We start from the raw sequence: 17,454 nt of genomic DNA, 5'->3' as shown, positions 1-17,454 counted from the left end.
CCCTAGGGCGCCTTCGCATGTGGCTGTCAGGCTTTGCCGGAGACCGCCCCTGTAGAGTCGACTGTCAGTCGACTACCGCGCGCAGCGCGGGCGATTTCGGGGGGGCGGTGAAGAGCAGTCCACTAACAGTCGACTCTACCGCGCGTCCGGGTGCAGCGCGTTGTACCCCACGCGCACCGGCTTCACGCCCTGCATCACCAGCGCGTAGCTGACATTGTCAAAGGTGCGGAACACCATGGCATGCGCCGCGTACTCGTCCGGCAGCGAGACCCGGCCGGCGCCGGTGCTGAGCGAATCGTCCGTGCGCGACGAGTTCGGGTACTTCATGCGGTGCGCCACATGGCGGCCCGGGCGCCACAGCGAGAACACGGTTCCATTGTCCACGCCCTGCGTGCGACCAGCCGAGATCGCGATCACGTCGCGGGGGCCGCCGGCGGTGAACATGTCGGTGACGGCCAGCACGCGTACGTCGACGCCCTCGACGCCTGCGGCGGGGACATGGGGCACGAACTGCAGGTCGTACGGCCTGGCCTCGATCGGCACCAGGCGGTCGCCGGCACGCACCTCACGGCCGCCTTCGTTCTTGTCCAGCACCAGGGTGGACGCCTCGACCTTGCCTCCGGCGACATGGGTGATGGTGCCGGTGGCGACCTGGGCCAGCTCATAGCCGAGCACGCCGCGGCGGTGGTTGGGTGCGCTGTAGGCGCGCCACAGGTTGCCGCTGCCCGGGGTGACGTCGCCGTTGGCGGTCAGGTCCTCGGTCGGCTTGGGCTGGGCGTAGCGCACGGTCGGGCGGACAACCGCCCAGCGCTGGCCTACCTGGGCGTCGGCCAGGCGCACATAGACGGCGTGGCCGCTGGTGGCGCGCAGGCGTTCCTCTTCCAGGCCGGCCACGTAGGGCAGCTGCTCGATGCTGTCGACCACGCTCAGCTGCTTCAGGAACGGCTCGACCTGGGCCAGCGGAATGGCGTCGATCGGGGCCTCCTGGCGTGGGCCGGGCCGGGCCGCCACGGTCACCCGGTCCAGGTAGGCCAGGCTCAGGACGTCACCGGGATAGATCAGGTGCGGATTGGCGATCTGCGGATTGGCCTGCCAGATCTCCGGCCACAGCCACGGCTTCTGCAGGAAACGTGCGGCGATATCCCACAACGTATCCCCTTTTCGGACCACATAGGTGTCCGGGTGCCCGCCATTCACTTCCACGGCGGTAGCATAGGCAGCCACGGTCAGCATCGCCGCGGCGACGACCGTACGAAAACGAAGCAACATAGGTGTGAAGCCCTGATTCCCCAACAGGTTCGCGCACTATAGTCCAGAAACCGGGGCGCAAGGCAAGCGTTGGAGCTAGAATCTGCGACGTATGCCGGCGTGCCGGCCCCCTATCCGGAAACAGCCATGGCCCTTCTCCCCATTCTCGAGTTCCCCGATCCGCGCCTGCGTACCAAGGCCGCGTTGATCGAAGCTGCCGAAGTCACCACGCCGGCCTTCCAGGAACTGATCGACAACATGTTCCTGACCATGTACGACGCCCCGGGCATCGGCCTGGCCGCCACCCAGGTGGACGTGCACAAGCGCTTCATGGTCATCGACGTCAGCGAAGAAAAGAATGAACCGCATGTGTTCATCAATCCGGAAATCGTCGCCAAGGACGGGGGCCGGGTGTACCAGGAGGGCTGCCTGTCGGTTCCGGGCATCTTCGCCGACGTGACCCGTGCCGACACCATCACCGTGAAGTACCTGGACCGCAACGGCCAGGAACAGCAGATGGAGGCTGGTGACGTGCTGGCCACCTGCATCCAGCACGAGATGGATCACTTGGACGGCAAGCTGTTCATCGACTATCTGTCGCCGCTCAAGCGCGAGATGGTGCGCAAGAAGCTGGCCAAGCAGCGCAAGCACGTGGCGTGATCGCCAATCCGGGCCACCCTTCGGGTGGCCCGTGCCTGCGCGGCTCGCGCGGGCTCTACGGCGCCGGCCGACGGCGCCGTTTTCTTTCCTGCACGAATCCATCCTGCAAGTGGGGTAGCCATGAGGATTGTCTTTGCCGGTACGCCGGAATTCGCGGTGTCGTCGCTGCGCGCGGCTGCGCGCCACCATGAGGTCGTGGCCGTCTATACCCAGCCTGATCGCCCGGCCGGCCGAGGCCGTGGCCTGGCGCCTTCGCCGGTCAAGCTCGAAGCCGTGGCCCGTGGCATTCCGGTCTACCAGCCGGGGTCGCTGAAGGACGCGGCCGCCCAGCAGCAGTTGCGCGACCTGCAGCCGGACCTGATGGTGGTGGTGGCCTATGGCCTGATCCTGCCCAAGGCAGTACTGGCCATCCCGACCCATGGTTGCTGGAACGTGCATGCCTCGCTGCTGCCGCGCTGGCGCGGCGCTGCGCCGATCCAGCGTGCGATCCAGGCTGGTGACGCGAAGACCGGGGTGTGCCTGATGCAGATGGAGGCTGGCCTGGATACCGGCCCGGTGCTGCTGCACCAGGAGCTGCCGATCGCCGCCACCGATACCGGCGGCCAGCTGCACGACAAGCTGGCCGAGCTTGGTGCCCAGGTGTTGTCCGATGGCCTGGGCCTGCTGCGCGCGGGCATCAAGCCGATCGCGCGACCGCAGCCGGAACAGGGCGTGACGTACGCGCACAAGCTGGACAAGGCCGAAGCCAGGCTGGACTGGGCGCAGGACGCCGACGCGCTGGCGCGTACCGTGCGCGCGTTCAATCCGTGGCCGATCGCCGAGGCAACGCTGGCTGGCGAACGCGTGCGCATCCATGGTGCGGTGGCACTGGAGGCAGACCACGGACAGGCGCCGGGCACCGTGCTGGCCGCCGGCCGCGACGGCATCGACATTGCCTGTGGCCAGGGCGCGCTGCGCCTGCGCGTGCTGCAGCGTGAAGGCGGCAAGGCGATCACCGCTGCCGATTACCTCAACGCTCGCCGCGACCTGCGCGTGGGGGCATAAGCGGTGTCCAAGCAGAACGATTTCTCCGTCGCCAAGGCGGCACCGGGCGCGGCCACGCGCATGCTGGCCGCACGCGTGCTGGCACAGGTGTTCACCCGTGGCCGTTCGCTGAAGGCCGAACTGGCCTGGGCGCTGCCGAAGCTGGCCGACAGCCGCGACCGCGCGCTGCTGGAAGCCCTGTGTTTCGCTGTGCTGCGCCGTCGCAGCACCTATGACGCGGCCTTGCAGGCCTGGATGCAGAAGCCGCTGTCGGCGCGCGATGCCGACCTGCGCACGCTGCTGATGGTCGGTTTCGCCCAGCTGGACGTGCTCGAACTGCCTGCGCACGCAGCGCTTTCGGCTACGGTCGATGCGGCGCGCGCGCTGGGCCGTGAGCGCCAGGCAGGCCTGGTCAACGCGATCCTGCGCCGCGCCCAGCGCGAGGGGTTCCCCGAGCAGCCTGCGCGCGACGCCTTCCCGGAATGGTTGGCTGATGCGATCGAACGCGACTGGCCGGCGCAGGCCGAAGCGATCTTCAGCGCCAGCCTGCAACCCGCGCCCTTGTGGCTGCGTGCCAACCGCCAGCACGGCGGTCGCGACAAGGCCCTGGCGACGCTGGCCGAGGCCGGCATTGCCGCTGAAGCCACTGCACTGTGCGCCGATGCGTTGCGCCTGGCGACCCCCGTTGCCGTGAACCAGCTGCCGGGCTTCGGCGATGGTGCACTGTCGGTGCAGGACCTGTCGGCGCAATGCGCGGCCGATGCGCTGGCACCCGCGACCGGTGCCCGCGTGCTGGATGCCTGCGCGGCACCCGGCGGCAAATCGGCGCATCTGCTGGAGCGTGACCCGAGCCTGCGCCTGCTGGCGCTGGATATCGACGCGCGCCGTCTGGCCCGTGCACGTGACACTTACACCCGCACCGGTGTGGGCGAGCATGCGCAGACCCTGGTCGCCGATGCCAGCGATCCCGGTTCGTGGTGGGACGGCGTGCCGTTCGACGCGATCCTGCTGGATGCGCCATGTTCGGCCACGGGCGTGATCCGCCGCCAGCCGGATGTGATGTTCCACCGTCGCGCCGAGGACGTCGATGCGCTGGTGGGCGTGCAGGCGCGCCTGCTGGAAGCCTGCTGGTCGATGCTGCGCCCCGGCGGCGTGTTGCTGTACGCCACCTGCTCGATCCTGCGCGCCGAGAACATCGATCAGGTGCGTGCGTTCCTGAAGTGGCATCCGGACGCGGTGGCGCAGCCGCTGGGCGATGCGTTCGGCGTGGATTGCGAAGGCGTGGCACGCCAGCGACTGCCTGGTGACAACGATGCTGACGGTTTCTTCTACGCGCGTCTGATAAAAGCAGCCTGACCCCCCGCTGCCGTTTCGAGTCCCATGCTGAAGACCCACGCGTCGCGCCAGACGTGGTTGTTCGTGGTGGTGGCCCTGCTGGTGCTGGGGGCCGGTCTCGGTCTCCGCGATCCGTGGCCCTCTGACGAACCACGCTTCGCGCTGGTGGCCAGGCAGATGGTCGACAGCGGTTACTGGTTGTTCCCGCATCGCGGTACCGAGCTGTATTCGGACAAGCCGCCGATGCTGATGTGGTGGCAGGCCTCGCTGTATGGCCTGGTTGGCCACTGGCGCGTGGCCTTCCTGCTGCCCTCGCTGCTGGCCGCATTGGGCACGCTGTGGTGCGTGGTCGATCTGGGGCGCCGGCTGTGGACGCGGCAGGTCGGGCTCTGCGCGGGGTGGGCACTGCTGTTCGCGCTGCAGTTCACCTTCCAGGCGAAGAAGGCGCAGATCGATCCGCTGCTGGTGCTGTTCATCACCCTGGCCAACTATGGCCTGCTGCGCCACCTGCTGCTGGGCCCGGCCTGGCGCTGGTGGTGGCTGGGCTGGTTCTTCGCCGGTATCGGGGTGATCACCAAGGGCGTAGGCATGCTGGCGCTGCTGATGATCGTGCCGGCGGCCATCGCTGCAGCCCTGCAGTGGCCCCGTGTTTCCCTGCACGCGCGCGATGGCCGCTTCTGGCTGGCACCGCTGGCCTTCCTGCTGGCGGTATCGCTGTGGCTGGCGCCGATGCTGCTGGCCGCGCTGGGCACCGGGTCGGACGAGTACCGCGGCTACATCAACGACATCCTGGTGCGGCAGACGGCCCGCCGCTACACGCAGTCCTGGGACCATCACCAGCCGTGGTGGTACTTTTTCGGCGTGATGCCGTCGATGTGGATCCCGGCGTTCCTGGTGCTGCCATGGGCGATTCCCGCATGGCGCAGGCGCCTGCGCCGACGTGACCCTCGCTACCTGCTGCCGCTGGCCTGGTGGTTGCTGGTCGTGCTGTTCTTCTCGATTCCCCAGGGCAAGCGCGATGTCTACATCCTGCCGGCGCTGCCGATGTTCTGCCTGGCGCTGGCGCCGCTGCTGCCCGGGCTGCTGAAGCGGCGCGATGTGCAGCGCGTGCTGGGAGGGTTTGCCGCGTTGCTGGCACTGGGATTGAGCCTGGTCGGGGCGCTCGCGTTGCTGGGTGATCCGCGCTTCGAGGTGAACCTTGCCCATGGACGCGGATTGCCGCCGGGCGCGACCGATGCACTGGCGTGGACGATCCTGGCGATGGGGCTCTGGGGTGGCTTGAGCCTGGTGGTGACCGGCTGGCGTCGAAGCCATCTGGCGCTGCTATCGACCCTGGCCGTGGCCTGGGTGCTTTACGGCCTGTTCGGCTACCCGTTGCTGAATGATTCAAGCTCTGCGCGTGGTCTGATGCGTGACGTCGGCGCGCGTCTCGGGCCAGGCGCGGAACTGGGACTGGTGGCCTGGAAGGAACAGAATCTGCTGATGGCGGACCGCCGCGCGGCGACCTTTGGATTCGAGAACCGCTGGCATGAACAGCTGCAGGCGGCCGTGCGCTGGCAGCGCTTGTCCCCCCGGCATCGCTGGTTGCTGGTGAATGACGATGCCATGCAGGAGTGCATTGATCGTTCGCAGGCGCAGATGGCCGGCATATCCAACCGCCGTCGCTGGTGGCTGGTTCCCGCCAGGGCGGTGTCCGGGGCCTGCGTGCCTGACCTGAAGGAGCTCGAGCGCGAGTACCGGCTGCAGGGGCCACCGGATGCGGACTGAACGAATGAGCGACGGACATGGCCAGTCTGCGTCAACCAGCGGCCTGCTCTGTCCTAGAATGAGGGCCGCTCCCGGCACCGTGCCGGTCTATCGCCATCGACCTGCCGACCGCACCACGTGACTCCGCTTTCCTTGCCTACTTCCCGCACGACGGGCTTCCTGGCCGGCGCCTACGCCGTGGTGCTGGGGGCGTTGCCGACGCTGCTGATGATCACCATGGAGGGCGGCAGCGCGGGGTTCTACCTGGCGATCCTGCTGTCGATCGTCCTGCTGCTGTTGCCCTCGGCCGCTCCGCGCCTGCTGCCCGGTTCCGCCCGGCGCTATGCATGGATGGGCATCGGCATGGGCGTGATGCTGGTCGGCGTGCTGATCAGCCTGGGCGTGCATGGCATCTGGAAGGGATCGGAGGTCGAAAAGGCCGCACGCCTGTTGTCGATGCTGCTGATCCTGTTCGCCGCGCTGCGGGTGCCGCGCAGGATCCTTGCGCGGGCGATGCTGGGCACCCTGCCTGCGGTGTGGTCGGCAGCAGCCATCATTGGCTGGTTGGCGCTGGAGACCGGCGTGCGGCCTGCCACCCAGCAGTTCAATGCGGTGACCTACGGCGACCTGACCCTGTTGTTCGGTGTGCTGAGCCTGATGTCGCTGGGCCTGCCGGTAACCCGTTTCACCCGCATCGAAGCCACGCTGAAGCTGCTGACCGGCATCCTTGGCCTGGTCGCATTCCTGTGGACGCAGACCCGCGGTGGCCTGCTGGCGATTCCCTGCTTCCTGCTGATCGGCCTGCTGGTGATGGGGCGCCGGCTTGGCCGGATGAAGATCCTGCTGGGCCTGGTACTCGCGGCCGGCGTCGGCATCGTCGCCACCCATGATGGTGCGTTGCGCGATCGCATCGATGCGGGCGTGAGCGAGTATGGCGATTGCAGTGCCGACCACCTGGCAGATACCTCGGTCTGCATCCGCCTTCAGTTGTGGACCGCGGCTGGCTACATGATCCGCGAGCAGCCGGTGTTCGGTGTCGGTGGTGGCGACCGCTTCCGCCAGGAACTGGAACGACTTGCCGGACAGGGAAAGGTGTCGGCGATGGTCGCGCGTGATTTCGGCGAGACCCACAACGACCTGCTGTATTTCCTGGCCACCTACGGCGTGCTGGGGGGGCTTGGCCTGGTGCTGGTGTACGTGGCCCCGGCGCTGGTGTTCGTGCCACGCCTGTGGCGTGGCGACGAACGGTCGCGGTTGCATGCCGCGGCAGGGTTGAGCATCTGCGTGGCATTCGCCGTCTTCGGGGTTACCGAAATGATGCTGCGTGACATGCGGACCGCCTCGTTCTATGCCGCCTGGGTTGCCCTGCTGCTGGCCCTGTCCGAGCCGCGCCGGTCAGATCAGGCTGAGGCCAGCACCGCTTCGTAGCTGGCCAGGGTCGCCCCGGCGAAGGTCTGCAGGCCGAACTCACGCTCTGCATGGCGGCGGGCGGCCATGCCCATCGCCGGCAGCGCCTGGCGTTGTTCATACATTGCCTGCACCTGTGCGGCGATGGCGGCCACGTTGCGGGTGGGCACGACCCAGCCGTCGACTCCCTGCTCGATGTTTTCCGGCAGCCCCGCGTAGTCGCTGACCAGCATCGGCCTGGCGCTGGCCATCATTTCGCGGCAGGCGAAGGAAATTGTCTCGATGTCGTTGGACAGCACGAAGCCGACATCGCCGGCGGCGATCAGTGGGCGCGTATCGGCCAGCAGTCCGGTGAAGTGGACCTGCGCGGCGACATCGCCGAGGGCCTGCACCTGCGCGCGTTGCTGCGCGTTGGGCAGGTGACCTGCGACCGCCATGTGTACGTGCGGCCGGATCGCGTCGGGGAGCAGGGCAATGGCCTGCGCAAGGTCGATCCAGCCCTTGTAGTCATCGGTGCCGGCGTTGCTGACCAGCAGCAGCGCATCCGGATCCTGCGTCCATTGCTGCCGCATTGCCTGGCCGGCGTCGGCCGGCAGCGGCGCGAAGCGGTCCAGGTCGACGCCGTTGCGGACCACATCGATCGGGCAGCGCCGGTACGGGCCCTGCTCCAGCAGGCGCCCGGTGTGTGCCGAAACCGCAATCACGCGGTCGGTGGCCCAGCGGGCCCTGAAGGCATTGCCAAGCGTACGGGTGGGCTTGCTGTTGTGCTTGGTCAGGATGATCGGCGGGCGGCGCATGCCGAGCAGTCCCTGCATCACGAAGCGGTGATCACGCGCACCGTTGACGTGGACCAGGTCGATGCCCTCGTCCCGCACCAGCCGGCGCAGCGCATGCTGTTCGGCCAGTTGTCGTGGCAAGGTCGGCAGGCCGCTGCCAAAGGCCATCGGCAGCGGGGTGGCGATTCCTTCCTCGGCCACCGTGCGCAGCAGGCGGCTGTCGGCGGGGGCTGCGACATGGACCGTGTGCTGGCCATGCAGGGCGCGCGCCAGGGACACGATGTACGTGGTGTGGCCGCCACCGTCGCCATAGTGGAAGTTGGTGTACAGGATTTTCATGGGGGATCTTCAGGCAACGCGCGGCAAGTGTGACACAGCCGGCTCAGGGCCGTTCCACAGGGGCTGGAGGATCGGCCACCGCCTGGCCGTTGCCCAGCATCCACAGCATGATGGTCTTCTGCCGTACGTAGTTGGCACGCACATAGGCATAGACCAGGCCGTGCCAGCCGTCGCGGAAGCCGCCGCGGAACAGGAAGCCACGCCAGAACCGCCAGGCCGGGGCCAGCACCAGCTTGCCCAGCGTGGCGCGCTTGCCACGCGCGAACTCGTGCTCGGCCATCATCCGCGCATACTTCTCGGTCTTGGCCAGCTGCTGCTGCAACGATCGATAGGGATAGTGGATGAGATCGCCGCGCAGGGTGCCGACGCTGCCGTCGACGCTGGCCGCCTCGTGGATCTCGCGCTTGCCGCGCCAGCCGCCCTGGCGGCGGTCGAACAGGCGCATCACCCGGTCCGGGTAGGCATTGCCGTGGCGCAGGAACCTGCCAAAGTACTCAGACAGGCGGGCGAAGCGGTAGCCGGCGTGGCCGGCGAAGCCGCCGTCACGGGCCTGTTCGATGGCCGCACGCAGCTCGGGGCTGATGCGCTCGTCGGCATCCAGGCACAGTACCCAGTCGTGGCTGGCCTGCTCGACGCAGAACGCCTTCTGGCTGCGGAAGCCCTCGAACCGACGCTGCAGCACGCGGGCACCGGCAGCCTCGGCGATGGCCACGGTCGCATCGGTGGACTGCGAGTCCACCACCACGATCTCATCGCAGAAGGCCAGCGAGGCCAGGCAGTCGCCGATGCGCCCGGCCTCGTTGAACGCGATAATGCACGCCGTGATGCGAGGCCGTTCGATGGGAGCGGTCGTGGAGGACATGATGGCCGGGTACCTGTTGTTTGCGACGGAGCGCTATGCGCTGCCTATTCTCGCCCCGTTGGCGCAGGCGTTGCACGCGTCCGGGCAGGAGGTTGCGGCCTGGTTCGAAGGCGGCGCGGCCGGCAGCAGCCTGCCGGGGGTGGCCAACGTCGGCCTGAAGCAGGCCCTGGCAATGCGCCCGCGGGCGGTGTTCAGCGCGGCGAACTGGGTGCCGACCTTCCTTTCGGGGGCCAAGGTGCAGCTGTTCCATGGCTTCAATGTGGAAAAGCGCGACAGCGCGCGCGGCCACTTCCGGGTGCGCGGCATGTTCGACCTGTACTGCACGCAGGGGCCGGCCACCACCACACCGTTCCGCGAGATCGCGGCCCAGCAGGGCCATTTCGCGGTGGCCGAGACCGGCTGGCCGAAGCTGGACCCGCTGTTCCGCGATGACGGTGGCGAGAGCGCCGCACTGCGCGCGCCGGCCGGCGATCGCCCGGTGATCCTGTTTGGTTCCACCTTCACCGAGCGGCTGAGTGCGGCACCGCACCTGCATGCGCAGATCGCCGCCGATATCGCTGCCGGTGGGCGCTACTGGCTGCTGACCCTGCATCCCAAATGTCCGCCGGAACTGTTCGAGCGCTACCGCGCGCTGGCCGGTGCCAATGCCCGCTTCATCGAGCCGGAGCAGGTGATGGCCGCGCAGCGCGCCGCCGATGTGCTGGTGTCGGACACCTCGTCGATCGTTTCGGAGTTCATCGTCCAGCACAAGCCGGTGGTGACCTTCCGCAACCGCGTGCCGAAGCCGCACATGATTGATTTCGACGACCCGGCACAGCTGCCGGCGATGCTGCAGCGCGCGCTGCATCCGGATGCCGCGCTGCAGGCGGAAATCGTGCGTTACGCCGATGCCATCCATCCGTACCGCGACGGCCTGTCCAGCGAGCGGGTAATCGCGGCCACCGAGGATTTCCTGTCCGGTGAAATGGGTGCGCTGCGCCGCAAGCCTCTCGGCAGCTGGGTGCGCGATCTGCAGATCCGAAGGGACCTGGGCTATTGGGGCCCCTCGCAGCGATGATGCCTCGCTGACCCTGCTCGCGGTCGTGCCGGCCGCTGGCCGGCAAACCGGGGGATGTGCAGTTGCCGGCCAGCGGCCGGCACGACCCGATTCAGGCCGGGATCCGACCCCGCATCACCAGCGCAGTTTGCGCCGCGCCAGCGTGGCCGCCAGTTGATCCATCGCCTGCTGTGCCTGTGCCTGCGGCAGATGGTGCAGGGTGAGTGCCACGTCGCCATGCGCACCGGCGGTGTCCAGTTGCAGGCTGCTGGTGCCCAGCACCTTGTCCAGCGGTGAACGCTGCAGGCGCAGGCCCTGCACCTTGTCCAGCTCGGCCCAGCGCCACCAGCGTTTCCACCAGCCGCCGCGCACGGCCACATAGTGCTCGTCCAGATACCAGCCCATGCGTGCCATCTGCCGGTGTGCGACCAACAACGCGACCGGCAGCCAGGCCAGCACGACCAGGCCCCATGGGCCCCAGCGCCAGTACGCGGCGGCGGCCAGCAGCGGCACCAGCAGCAGCGCGCCCAGGCACAGCCGCCACCAGCCACGCTGCGGGATGGACTGCCATTGCGCCGGTGGCCAGTGCAGCTGGGGGAGCAGGTGCTGCACCAGTTGCGTGCAATGCTCGCGGGTTGCCAGCGGCGCCAGTTCGCGCAGGGCGCGGTCCTCATCACGCGAAGGGCCACCGGCGGCACTGTCGATGCGCAGCTGGCGCAGCCCGAACCAGCGCTGCAGGGTGCCTTCGCGCAGCGTCCAGGCCTGGATGCGGCGACGTGCCACGCTGCTGCGGGTGCGGCTGAGCATCCCGGCCGACACCGTCAGGCGGCGGTCCTGCTCGACGAGGGTGAAGCCGTGGTAACGCAACAGGGTCAGCACCACTGACAGCACGCGCAGCGCCAGCCAGCCCAGCAGCAGGGCCGCCGCCGCCAGCAGCAACGCGCCGGTCACGCCGGGATGCAGGTGGCTGGCATAGCCGAAGGCCTCGCGGCCGCCGCGCTGGATGGCATCGTCCATCACCGGCCGCGGCACTGTCTGGAACAGGACGCCGAACGCGGCCACTGCCAGTGCCCAGCCGCGGTTGGAGAGCAGTCCCATGCGCACCACGTCCCAGCTGGACAGTCGCAGCAGTACGCGTTCGCTGTCGACGTCGGCAATGGGCGGCGCATCGACGGCGTCGTTGGCCTGCGGCGCCTGCCCGCGCTGGCGGACCAGCCGTTCCAGCGCCAGTGCCTGGTCCAGCTTCAGCACCCGCATCTCCGCTTCAGGGCGCACACCGCCGGCCGATTCCAGGCGCAGCTCGGCCACGCCGAACAGGCGGTGCAGCGGGTTCTGCCGCACTTCCACGTTGTGGATGCGGGCGAACGGGATCTCGCGGCGGTTGCGCGCCAACAGGCCACTGCGCACGGTGATCGCATCGCTGCCGATGCGGTAGCGGTAGCTGAGGTACTGCAGCACCGACACCAGGACCAGGGCGGCAATTGCCGTCAGCGGAATCAGCTGCGCCCACATCGGATCGCGGTCGCCGCGCTGGCCGAACACCAGCAGCGCGACCAGTGGCAGGAAGTAGTGGCGCAGCTGCATCAGCAGCACGAACAGCCACGACCACGGGTGCAGGCGGTGGTCCTCGGTACCGGCGGGCAGCGGTGCAGGCAGGGGCGGCGGCAGGCTCACAGGGCGTCGGCGTCCTGGTCGAGCTGGTGGGACAGGGTGTCGCGCAGGCGCTCGGCATCCGCCTCGTCCAGGCCGCTCACGGTCACCGCGCTCATGCGGGTGCCTGCGGTGTGCACGATCAGCGTGGCCAGGCCGGCACGGCGCTCCAGCGGGCCCCGGCGCAGATCGAGATGCTGCACTCGCGAAAGCGGGATGCGCGTTTCCAGCTGCCACATGAGGTCGCGGCGCAGGCCCAGGCCCTGTGCGTCCAGCCGCCAACGGGTGCGGACCAGGCGTCGACGGCCCAGCCACGCACCAAAAGCCACACCCATCAGCAGCCCGGCTGCAGCGGTCCACAGGCCACCGGGCAGATCGAAGAACCACGCCGCCGCCGCCAGTGGCAGGCCCGGGACGAACAGGCCGCCAAAGGCACCTTCCAGTGCGGCCAGGCGGGCTGCGCGTTGCGGCAGTGACTGCCAGTCGGTGGCGGGTGGTGCAGGAATCGTGGCGTCGGTCACGCGGGCTCCGTCAGGCAGCAGGGCGGGCGGTAGCGGCCGTGGCCGCACCGCGCAGACGGTAGCAGGTCGGCTGCGTTACTGGGCAGCCTGGATCAGCGCATCGACATCCAGCAGGTGGCCGGCACGGTCGGCCTTGGTGCGCAGGTAGTTCTCGTTCTCGGCAGTGATCTCGCCGGTGACCGGAATGCAGTCCAGCACTTCGATGCCGGCATTGCGCAGGCGCTGTGCCTTGGTCGGGTTGTTGCTGAGCAGGGCCACGCGCGAAATGCCCAGGCCATGCAGCATCGCCACTGCACTGCCGTAGCGGCGCTCGTCGGCACCGAAGCCCAGCTGTGCATCGGCATCGATGGTGTCCAGGCCGTCGTGCTGGTAGCCATAGGCGCGCATCTTGGCGGCGATGCCGGTGCCGCGGCCTTCCTGGTCCAGGTACAGCAGCACGCCACCACCCAGGTCCTTCAGCTTGCGCAGGCCACGCCGCAGCTGGTCGCCGCAGTCGCACTTGAGTGAACCGAACAGATCGCCGGTCAGGCACGAAGAATGCACGCGTACCGGCACCACTGCCGACAGGTCCGGCTCGCCGACGATGATCGCGACCTGGTCGCGCTGCGCCACGCCGCCGCGGAAGACTGCAAAGGTGGTCATGCCGACGTCGCGCAGCGGAACCGGCGAACGCGCCACCAGTTCGTAGTCGTGGGCCGCATGTGCTGCGCCTTCGGCCAGGTCGCACAGGGCCACCTCGGCCGCACCGTCGAAAGTGTGGTCATCGACGTCCAGGCGCACCGCGACCATCGCTGGCAGCAGCAGACCCAGGCGGGCAAGCTCCACCGCGCCGGCATCGAAGGCGTCGCCGGCGCTCCAGCTTTCGGGCATCGGCCCGGGTTCGCGCAGGTAGCCCAGCGAGGGCAGGGCCTCGAAGGCCACGCCGCTCAGCGGCAGGCGCGCGCCCTGTGGTGCCTCCACGCCGAGCACGCGGGCGCGGGTGGCGGTCAGGAACAGGTAATGGCGCTCGCGGGCGGCAGCGGCGAAGGCGGCGAAGCTGCTGGTCGTGGCGCTGTCCAGCGCGATCACCGCCAGGCGCTGGCCCTGGCCATCGTGGAGCAGCACCGGACGACCGGCGCGCAGTTCGGCCACCGCGCGTTCGCAGCGGATCGCGGCCGGATCGCCGAACAGGGAAGAAGCAGCAGGCATGGCAGGACCGGGGGAGGCGGACATCGCAGTCTCTATGGGGGCGCCGGCGTCGTATTCAACGTGGTGCGGCCAGTGGTCGCAGGCGGCCGTCAGTGGGGGTGTTCCTCAGTTGCGTACGGGTCTTCCTCGCTACTGCCCGGTGGCCGCAGCGTATAGCGCTTGTAGGTCCACTGGTACTGCGCCGGGTCGCGGCGGGCGATGCGTTCGATACCGGCGTTGAGGGCGGTGGCCGCCACCAGCGGGTCCGGATCGGCCACGGCCGGGTCGGTCGGCTCGATGTGCAGCGCGAACTCCATGTCCGGCCCGATGCGTTCGCACCAGCCATAGAGCACGGTGGCACCCGTGCGTTCGGCCAGCCGGTTGACCAGGGTCATGGTCAGCGCCTGCACGCCGAAGAACGGCACGAACACGCCATCGCCGGCCTTGGGCTGCTGGTCGGGCAGGATGCCGGTGGCGCCGCCGTCCTTGAGCACCTTGAACAGCTGACGCACGGCCGGGCCTTCGGCGCGCACCTGCTGTACGTTCTGGCCGCCGCGCACCAGCTGCAGGAAGGCATCGCTGGCCTCGTCCTCCGGCGGCTTGTAGACGATGGCGATCTGCCCGCGCGAGGCCAGCCACTGGTTCAGCAGCTCCCAGTTGCCGAAGTGCGGCGCGGCCACGATCACGCCCTTGCCGCTGGCCAGGGCGGCGTCGTACAGGGCCTCGCCATGGCGCTGCTTCAGGTGCCGGCGCAGGTTGTCGGCCGGCGCCTGGCTCCACAGCCGCAGGGTTTCGATGGCCTGCAGCGCGGTGGAGCGCAGCAGATCACGGTGCAGGCGGTCGCGCGCGGCGCCATCCAGCTCCGGGTAGGCCAGTTCCAGGTTGCGCCGGGTGACGCGGCTCTCACGGGCATTGAGGGCGATCCACGCCCACGCCAGGGCGCGCGCGAACGCCCGCAGCAGCGGCCAGGGCAGGCGGGCGAACAGGGTGGTGGCGCGGTAGACCAGCCGGGCTTTGCGTTGCGGATTCATCGGCGCCAGTTTAGCCAAGGGCGCTGCTATCGTGGCCGGCCCTGTTCATTGGAAGCCCACGATGCTCGTCCTGATTCAGCGTGTCAGCCAGGCCGCCGTCCATGTCGACGATGAGGCCGTGGGGCAGATCGGCCCTGGCCTGTTGGCCCTGGTCGGCATAGAGCCGGGCGATACCGAGGCCCAGTTGCGGCGGATGGCCGAGCGCCTGCTGGGCTACCGGGTATTCGCCGACGAGGCCGGGAAGATGAACCGCTCGCTGCGCGATACCGGCGGCGGCCTGCTGCTGGTCAGCCAGTTCACCCTGGCCGCCGACACCCGTTCGGGCATGCGGCCGAGCTTCACCACGGCCGCGCCGCCGGAAGAGGCTGAACGCGGGTTCAACCGTTTTGTTGAGATCTGTCGTGAAAATCACGCGCCAGGGGTGGAAACGGGCCGATTTGGTGCCCATATGGTCGTCAGCCTGGTCAATGACGGTCCCGTGACCTTCCTTCTCCGGCCCTGAGCCTGCGGGACCACCGCCCGGCAGGCAGGGCCTCGGGCTGGTATAATGCTACGTTCCCTATTTCTCCCTGCCGGTGGCGCGAGCACTACATGGCCAACGAACGTCCTGCCCAATCCGAAATCAAGCAACTGATCAGCAAGGGCCTGGAACAGGGCTACCTGACCTACGCCGAAGTCAATGACCATCTGCCGGACGACATGGTCGACCCGGAACAGATCGAAGACATCATCGGCATGATCAACGGCATGGGCATCGATGTCCATGAAGTTGCGCCGGATGTGGAAACCCTGCTTCTCAACGATGGCAACACCGGCAACCGCGAAGTCGATGACACCGCGGCTGAAGAAGCTGCCGCCGCGCTGAGCGCGCTCGACACCGAAGGTGGCCGTACCACCGACCCGGTGCGCATGTACATGCGCGAAATGGGCACCGTCGAGCTGCTGACCCGCGAAGGCGAAATCGCCATCGCCAAGCGCATCGAGGAAGGCCTTTCGCAGGTCCAGGCGGCCCTGGGCCAGTTCCCGGTTTCGGTCGAGTCGCTGCTGAACGACTACGAAGCCCACAAGGAAGGCAAGAAGCGCCTGGCCGAAGTGATCGTCGGCTTCAACGACCTGGTCGACGAAGAGCCGGCGCCGCCGGCGGTCGCTGCCGATGACAGCGCCGATGCGGACGCCGAAGGCGACGAGGACGAGGACGACGATGTCGACGGTGGCGATGAAGAAGCCGCACCGACCGGTCCGGATCCGGAGGAAGTCGCCGCGCGCATGCAGGCGCTGAGCGATGCCTTCAACGCCTTCAAGAAGGCCGCGACCAAGGGCGACAAGAAGAACCTGCCGCGCCTGCGCGAAGAAATGTCGGCGGTGTTCGTCACCCTGAAGCTGCCGCTGCCGCTGACCGACGTGCTGACCAAGCAGCTGCGCGACACCATGGCATCGATCAAGGCCCATGAGCGCCGCGTGCTGAACCTGGCGACCGTTACCGCCCGCATGCCGCGCAAGGACTTCATCCGTTCCTGGGAAGGCAACCAGACCAACCTGGAGTGGGTGGAAGACGCACTGAAGCGCAAGCAGAAGTGGTCCTCGGCGCTGCGCGAAGTGAAGGACCAGATCATTGCCGAACAGCAGGCGACGATCGACATCGAGACGCTGACCCAGCTGGACCTGGAAGAGCTGAAGGAAATCAGCCGTGCCATGGCCTACGGTGAAGCCAAGGCGCGCAAGGCCAAGAAGGAAATGGTCGAGGCCAACCTGCGCCTGGTCATCTCCATCGCCAAGAAGTACACCAACCGTGGCCTGCAGTTCCTCGACCTGATCCAGGAAGGCAACATCGGCCTGATGAAGGCCGTGGACAAGTTCGAGTACCGCCGCGGTTACAAGTTCTCGACCTACGCCACCTGGTGGATCCGCCAGGCGATCACCCGCTCGATCGCCGACCAGGCGCGCACCATCCGTATTCCGGTGCACATGATCGAGACGATCAACAAGTTGAACCGCATTTCCCGCCAGATGCTCCAGCAGTACGGCCGCGAGGCTACGCCGGAGGAGCTGGCCAAGGAAATGGACATGCCGGAAGACAAGATCCGCAAGGTGATGAAGATCGCCAAGGAGCCGATCTCGATGGAAACCCCGATCGGCGACGACGAGGATTCCCATCTGGGCGACTTCATCGAGGACACCAACGTGGAGTCCCCGATCGAGAACACCACCAACATCAATCTGTCTGAAACCGTGCGCGACGTGCTGGCCGGCCTCACCCCGAGGGAAGCCAAGGTGCTGCGCATGCGCTTCGGCATCGACATGAACACCGACCACACGCTGGAAGAGGTCGGCAAGCAGTTCGACGTGACCCGCGAGCGCATCCGCCAGATCGAAGCGAAGGCCCTGCGCAAGCTGCGTCACCCGAGCCGCTCGGAGCAGCTGCGCAGCTTCCTGGATATCGATTGATTTCCAGCGGCTGTTGAAGCGTTGAGAGAAACCCCGCCTGGTGCGGGGTTTTTCTTTTTGGAATGTGTACGCTCTGCCTACTCTTCGGCAGAGCCGAGCCATGCTCGGCTGCTGTTCGCGATGACGTATCCGGCAGATCTTCTCAACAGGTGTCGGTTGCTTGCCGCACCTTGTGACGCAACTGGCCTGAGAATTGTTGAACCCTTCG

Annotated in this window: 15 protein-coding genes; 8 read left to right on the top strand and 7 right to left on the bottom strand. The window is 67.9% G+C overall.

All coding sequences use genetic code 11. The features are described 5' to 3' along the window. Nucleotides 1–135: 135 nt before the first annotated feature. Nucleotides 136–1,269: a LysM peptidoglycan-binding domain-containing protein gene (locus Q9Q79_RS18055; RefSeq protein ID WP_005414604.1), complete on the bottom strand. Its 1,134-nt coding sequence runs from the start codon at nucleotides 1,267–1,269 to the stop codon at nucleotides 136–138. A gap of 126 nt (nucleotides 1,270–1,395) precedes the next feature. On the opposite strand from Q9Q79_RS18055, the gene def reads away from it, so the two are divergent. The 5 genes from def to Q9Q79_RS18030 all read left to right on the top strand — a co-directional run bounded on the left by def (nucleotide 1,396) and on the right by Q9Q79_RS18030 (nucleotide 7,440). Next, on the top strand, nucleotides 1,396–1,908 hold the full coding sequence (gene def, locus Q9Q79_RS18050) for a peptide deformylase (protein ID WP_005411192.1): 513 nt from the start codon (nucleotides 1,396–1,398) through the stop codon (nucleotides 1,906–1,908). Between the two features lie 120 nt (nucleotides 1,909–2,028). Then, nucleotides 2,029–2,952 carry a methionyl-tRNA formyltransferase gene (gene fmt, locus Q9Q79_RS18045; RefSeq protein ID WP_088431957.1) on the top strand — a complete coding sequence of 308 codons (924 nt, stop codon included), beginning with the start codon at nucleotides 2,029–2,031 and terminating at the stop codon, nucleotides 2,950–2,952. A 3-nt stretch (nucleotides 2,953–2,955) separates the two neighbouring features. Further along, entirely contained in the window at nucleotides 2,956–4,287 is a 1,332-nt protein-coding gene (rsmB, locus tag Q9Q79_RS18040; RefSeq protein WP_059035547.1) for a 16S rRNA (cytosine(967)-C(5))-methyltransferase RsmB, read from the top strand. A gap of 24 nt (nucleotides 4,288–4,311) precedes the next feature. Further along, nucleotides 4,312–6,033 (top strand): glycosyltransferase family 39 protein, encoded by a 1,722-nt coding sequence (locus Q9Q79_RS18035; RefSeq protein ID WP_201863718.1) that lies wholly within the window; start codon nucleotides 4,312–4,314, stop codon nucleotides 6,031–6,033. A gap of 132 nt (nucleotides 6,034–6,165) precedes the next feature. Further along, nucleotides 6,166–7,440, top strand: a complete 1,275-nt coding sequence (locus Q9Q79_RS18030) for an O-antigen ligase family protein (RefSeq protein ID WP_219625281.1) — start codon at nucleotides 6,166–6,168, stop codon at nucleotides 7,438–7,440. Here Q9Q79_RS18030 and Q9Q79_RS18025 read toward each other — a convergent pair. Together Q9Q79_RS18025 and Q9Q79_RS18020 are read right to left on the bottom strand one after the other, a co-directional pair. Further along, nucleotides 7,413–8,534 carry a glycosyltransferase family 4 protein gene (locus Q9Q79_RS18025; protein ID WP_065183215.1) on the bottom strand — a complete coding sequence of 374 codons (1,122 nt, stop codon included), beginning with the start codon at nucleotides 8,532–8,534 and terminating at the stop codon, nucleotides 7,413–7,415. The two genes, Q9Q79_RS18030 and Q9Q79_RS18025, sit on opposite strands and share 28 nt — an antisense overlap. A 43-nt stretch (nucleotides 8,535–8,577) precedes the next feature. Then, nucleotides 8,578–9,396 carry a glycosyltransferase family 2 protein gene (locus tag Q9Q79_RS18020; protein ID WP_065183214.1) on the bottom strand — a complete coding sequence of 273 codons (819 nt, stop codon included), beginning with the start codon at nucleotides 9,394–9,396 and terminating at the stop codon, nucleotides 8,578–8,580. Between Q9Q79_RS18020 and Q9Q79_RS18015 the strand changes: the two genes are divergently transcribed. Further along, on the top strand, nucleotides 9,395–10,453 hold the full coding sequence (locus Q9Q79_RS18015) for a CDP-glycerol glycerophosphotransferase family protein (RefSeq protein WP_012481363.1): 1,059 nt from the start codon (nucleotides 9,395–9,397) through the stop codon (nucleotides 10,451–10,453). The genes Q9Q79_RS18020 and Q9Q79_RS18015 overlap by 2 nt on opposite strands. A gap of 114 nt (nucleotides 10,454–10,567) precedes the next feature. On the opposite strand, the gene Q9Q79_RS18010 is transcribed toward Q9Q79_RS18015, so the two are convergent. The 4 genes from Q9Q79_RS18010 to Q9Q79_RS17995 all read right to left on the bottom strand — a co-directional run bounded on the left by Q9Q79_RS18010 (nucleotide 10,568) and on the right by Q9Q79_RS17995 (nucleotide 14,801). Then, nucleotides 10,568–12,106 carry a PH domain-containing protein gene (locus Q9Q79_RS18010; protein ID WP_099484464.1) on the bottom strand — a complete coding sequence of 513 codons (1,539 nt, stop codon included), beginning with the start codon at nucleotides 12,104–12,106 and terminating at the stop codon, nucleotides 10,568–10,570. Further along, nucleotides 12,103–12,603 (bottom strand): PH domain-containing protein, encoded by a 501-nt coding sequence (locus tag Q9Q79_RS18005; protein WP_005411183.1) that lies wholly within the window; start codon nucleotides 12,601–12,603, stop codon nucleotides 12,103–12,105. The genes Q9Q79_RS18010 and Q9Q79_RS18005 overlap by 4 nt, the downstream gene beginning before the upstream one ends. 75 nt (nucleotides 12,604–12,678) lie before the next feature. Then, the gene (ribA, locus tag Q9Q79_RS18000) at nucleotides 12,679–13,815 is read right to left on the bottom strand and encodes a GTP cyclohydrolase II RibA (RefSeq protein ID WP_099484463.1); all 1,137 of its coding nucleotides are present in this window, start codon (nucleotides 13,813–13,815) and stop codon (nucleotides 12,679–12,681) included. Between the two features lie 65 nt (nucleotides 13,816–13,880). Further along, entirely contained in the window at nucleotides 13,881–14,801 is a 921-nt protein-coding gene (locus tag Q9Q79_RS17995) for a lauroyl acyltransferase (protein ID WP_059035534.1), read from the bottom strand. Between the two features lie 61 nt (nucleotides 14,802–14,862). Between Q9Q79_RS17995 and dtd the strand changes: the two genes are divergently transcribed. After that, complete coding sequence (gene dtd, locus Q9Q79_RS17990) at nucleotides 14,863–15,303, top strand: D-aminoacyl-tRNA deacylase (protein WP_201863720.1); 441 nt, start codon at nucleotides 14,863–14,865, stop codon at nucleotides 15,301–15,303. Between the two features lie 89 nt (nucleotides 15,304–15,392). Further along, nucleotides 15,393–17,246 (top strand): RNA polymerase sigma factor RpoD, encoded by a 1,854-nt coding sequence (gene rpoD / locus Q9Q79_RS17985; protein WP_005411179.1) that lies wholly within the window; start codon nucleotides 15,393–15,395, stop codon nucleotides 17,244–17,246. Nucleotides 17,247–17,454 lie beyond the last annotated feature (208 nt).

It is taken from the genome of Stenotrophomonas sp. a6, assembly GCF_030913325.1.
GTDB lineage: Bacteria > Pseudomonadota > Gammaproteobacteria > Xanthomonadales > Xanthomonadaceae > Stenotrophomonas > Stenotrophomonas maltophilia.
Note: the sequence above shows the minus strand (reverse complement) of the source record. Positions and strands in the feature narration are given on the sequence as shown.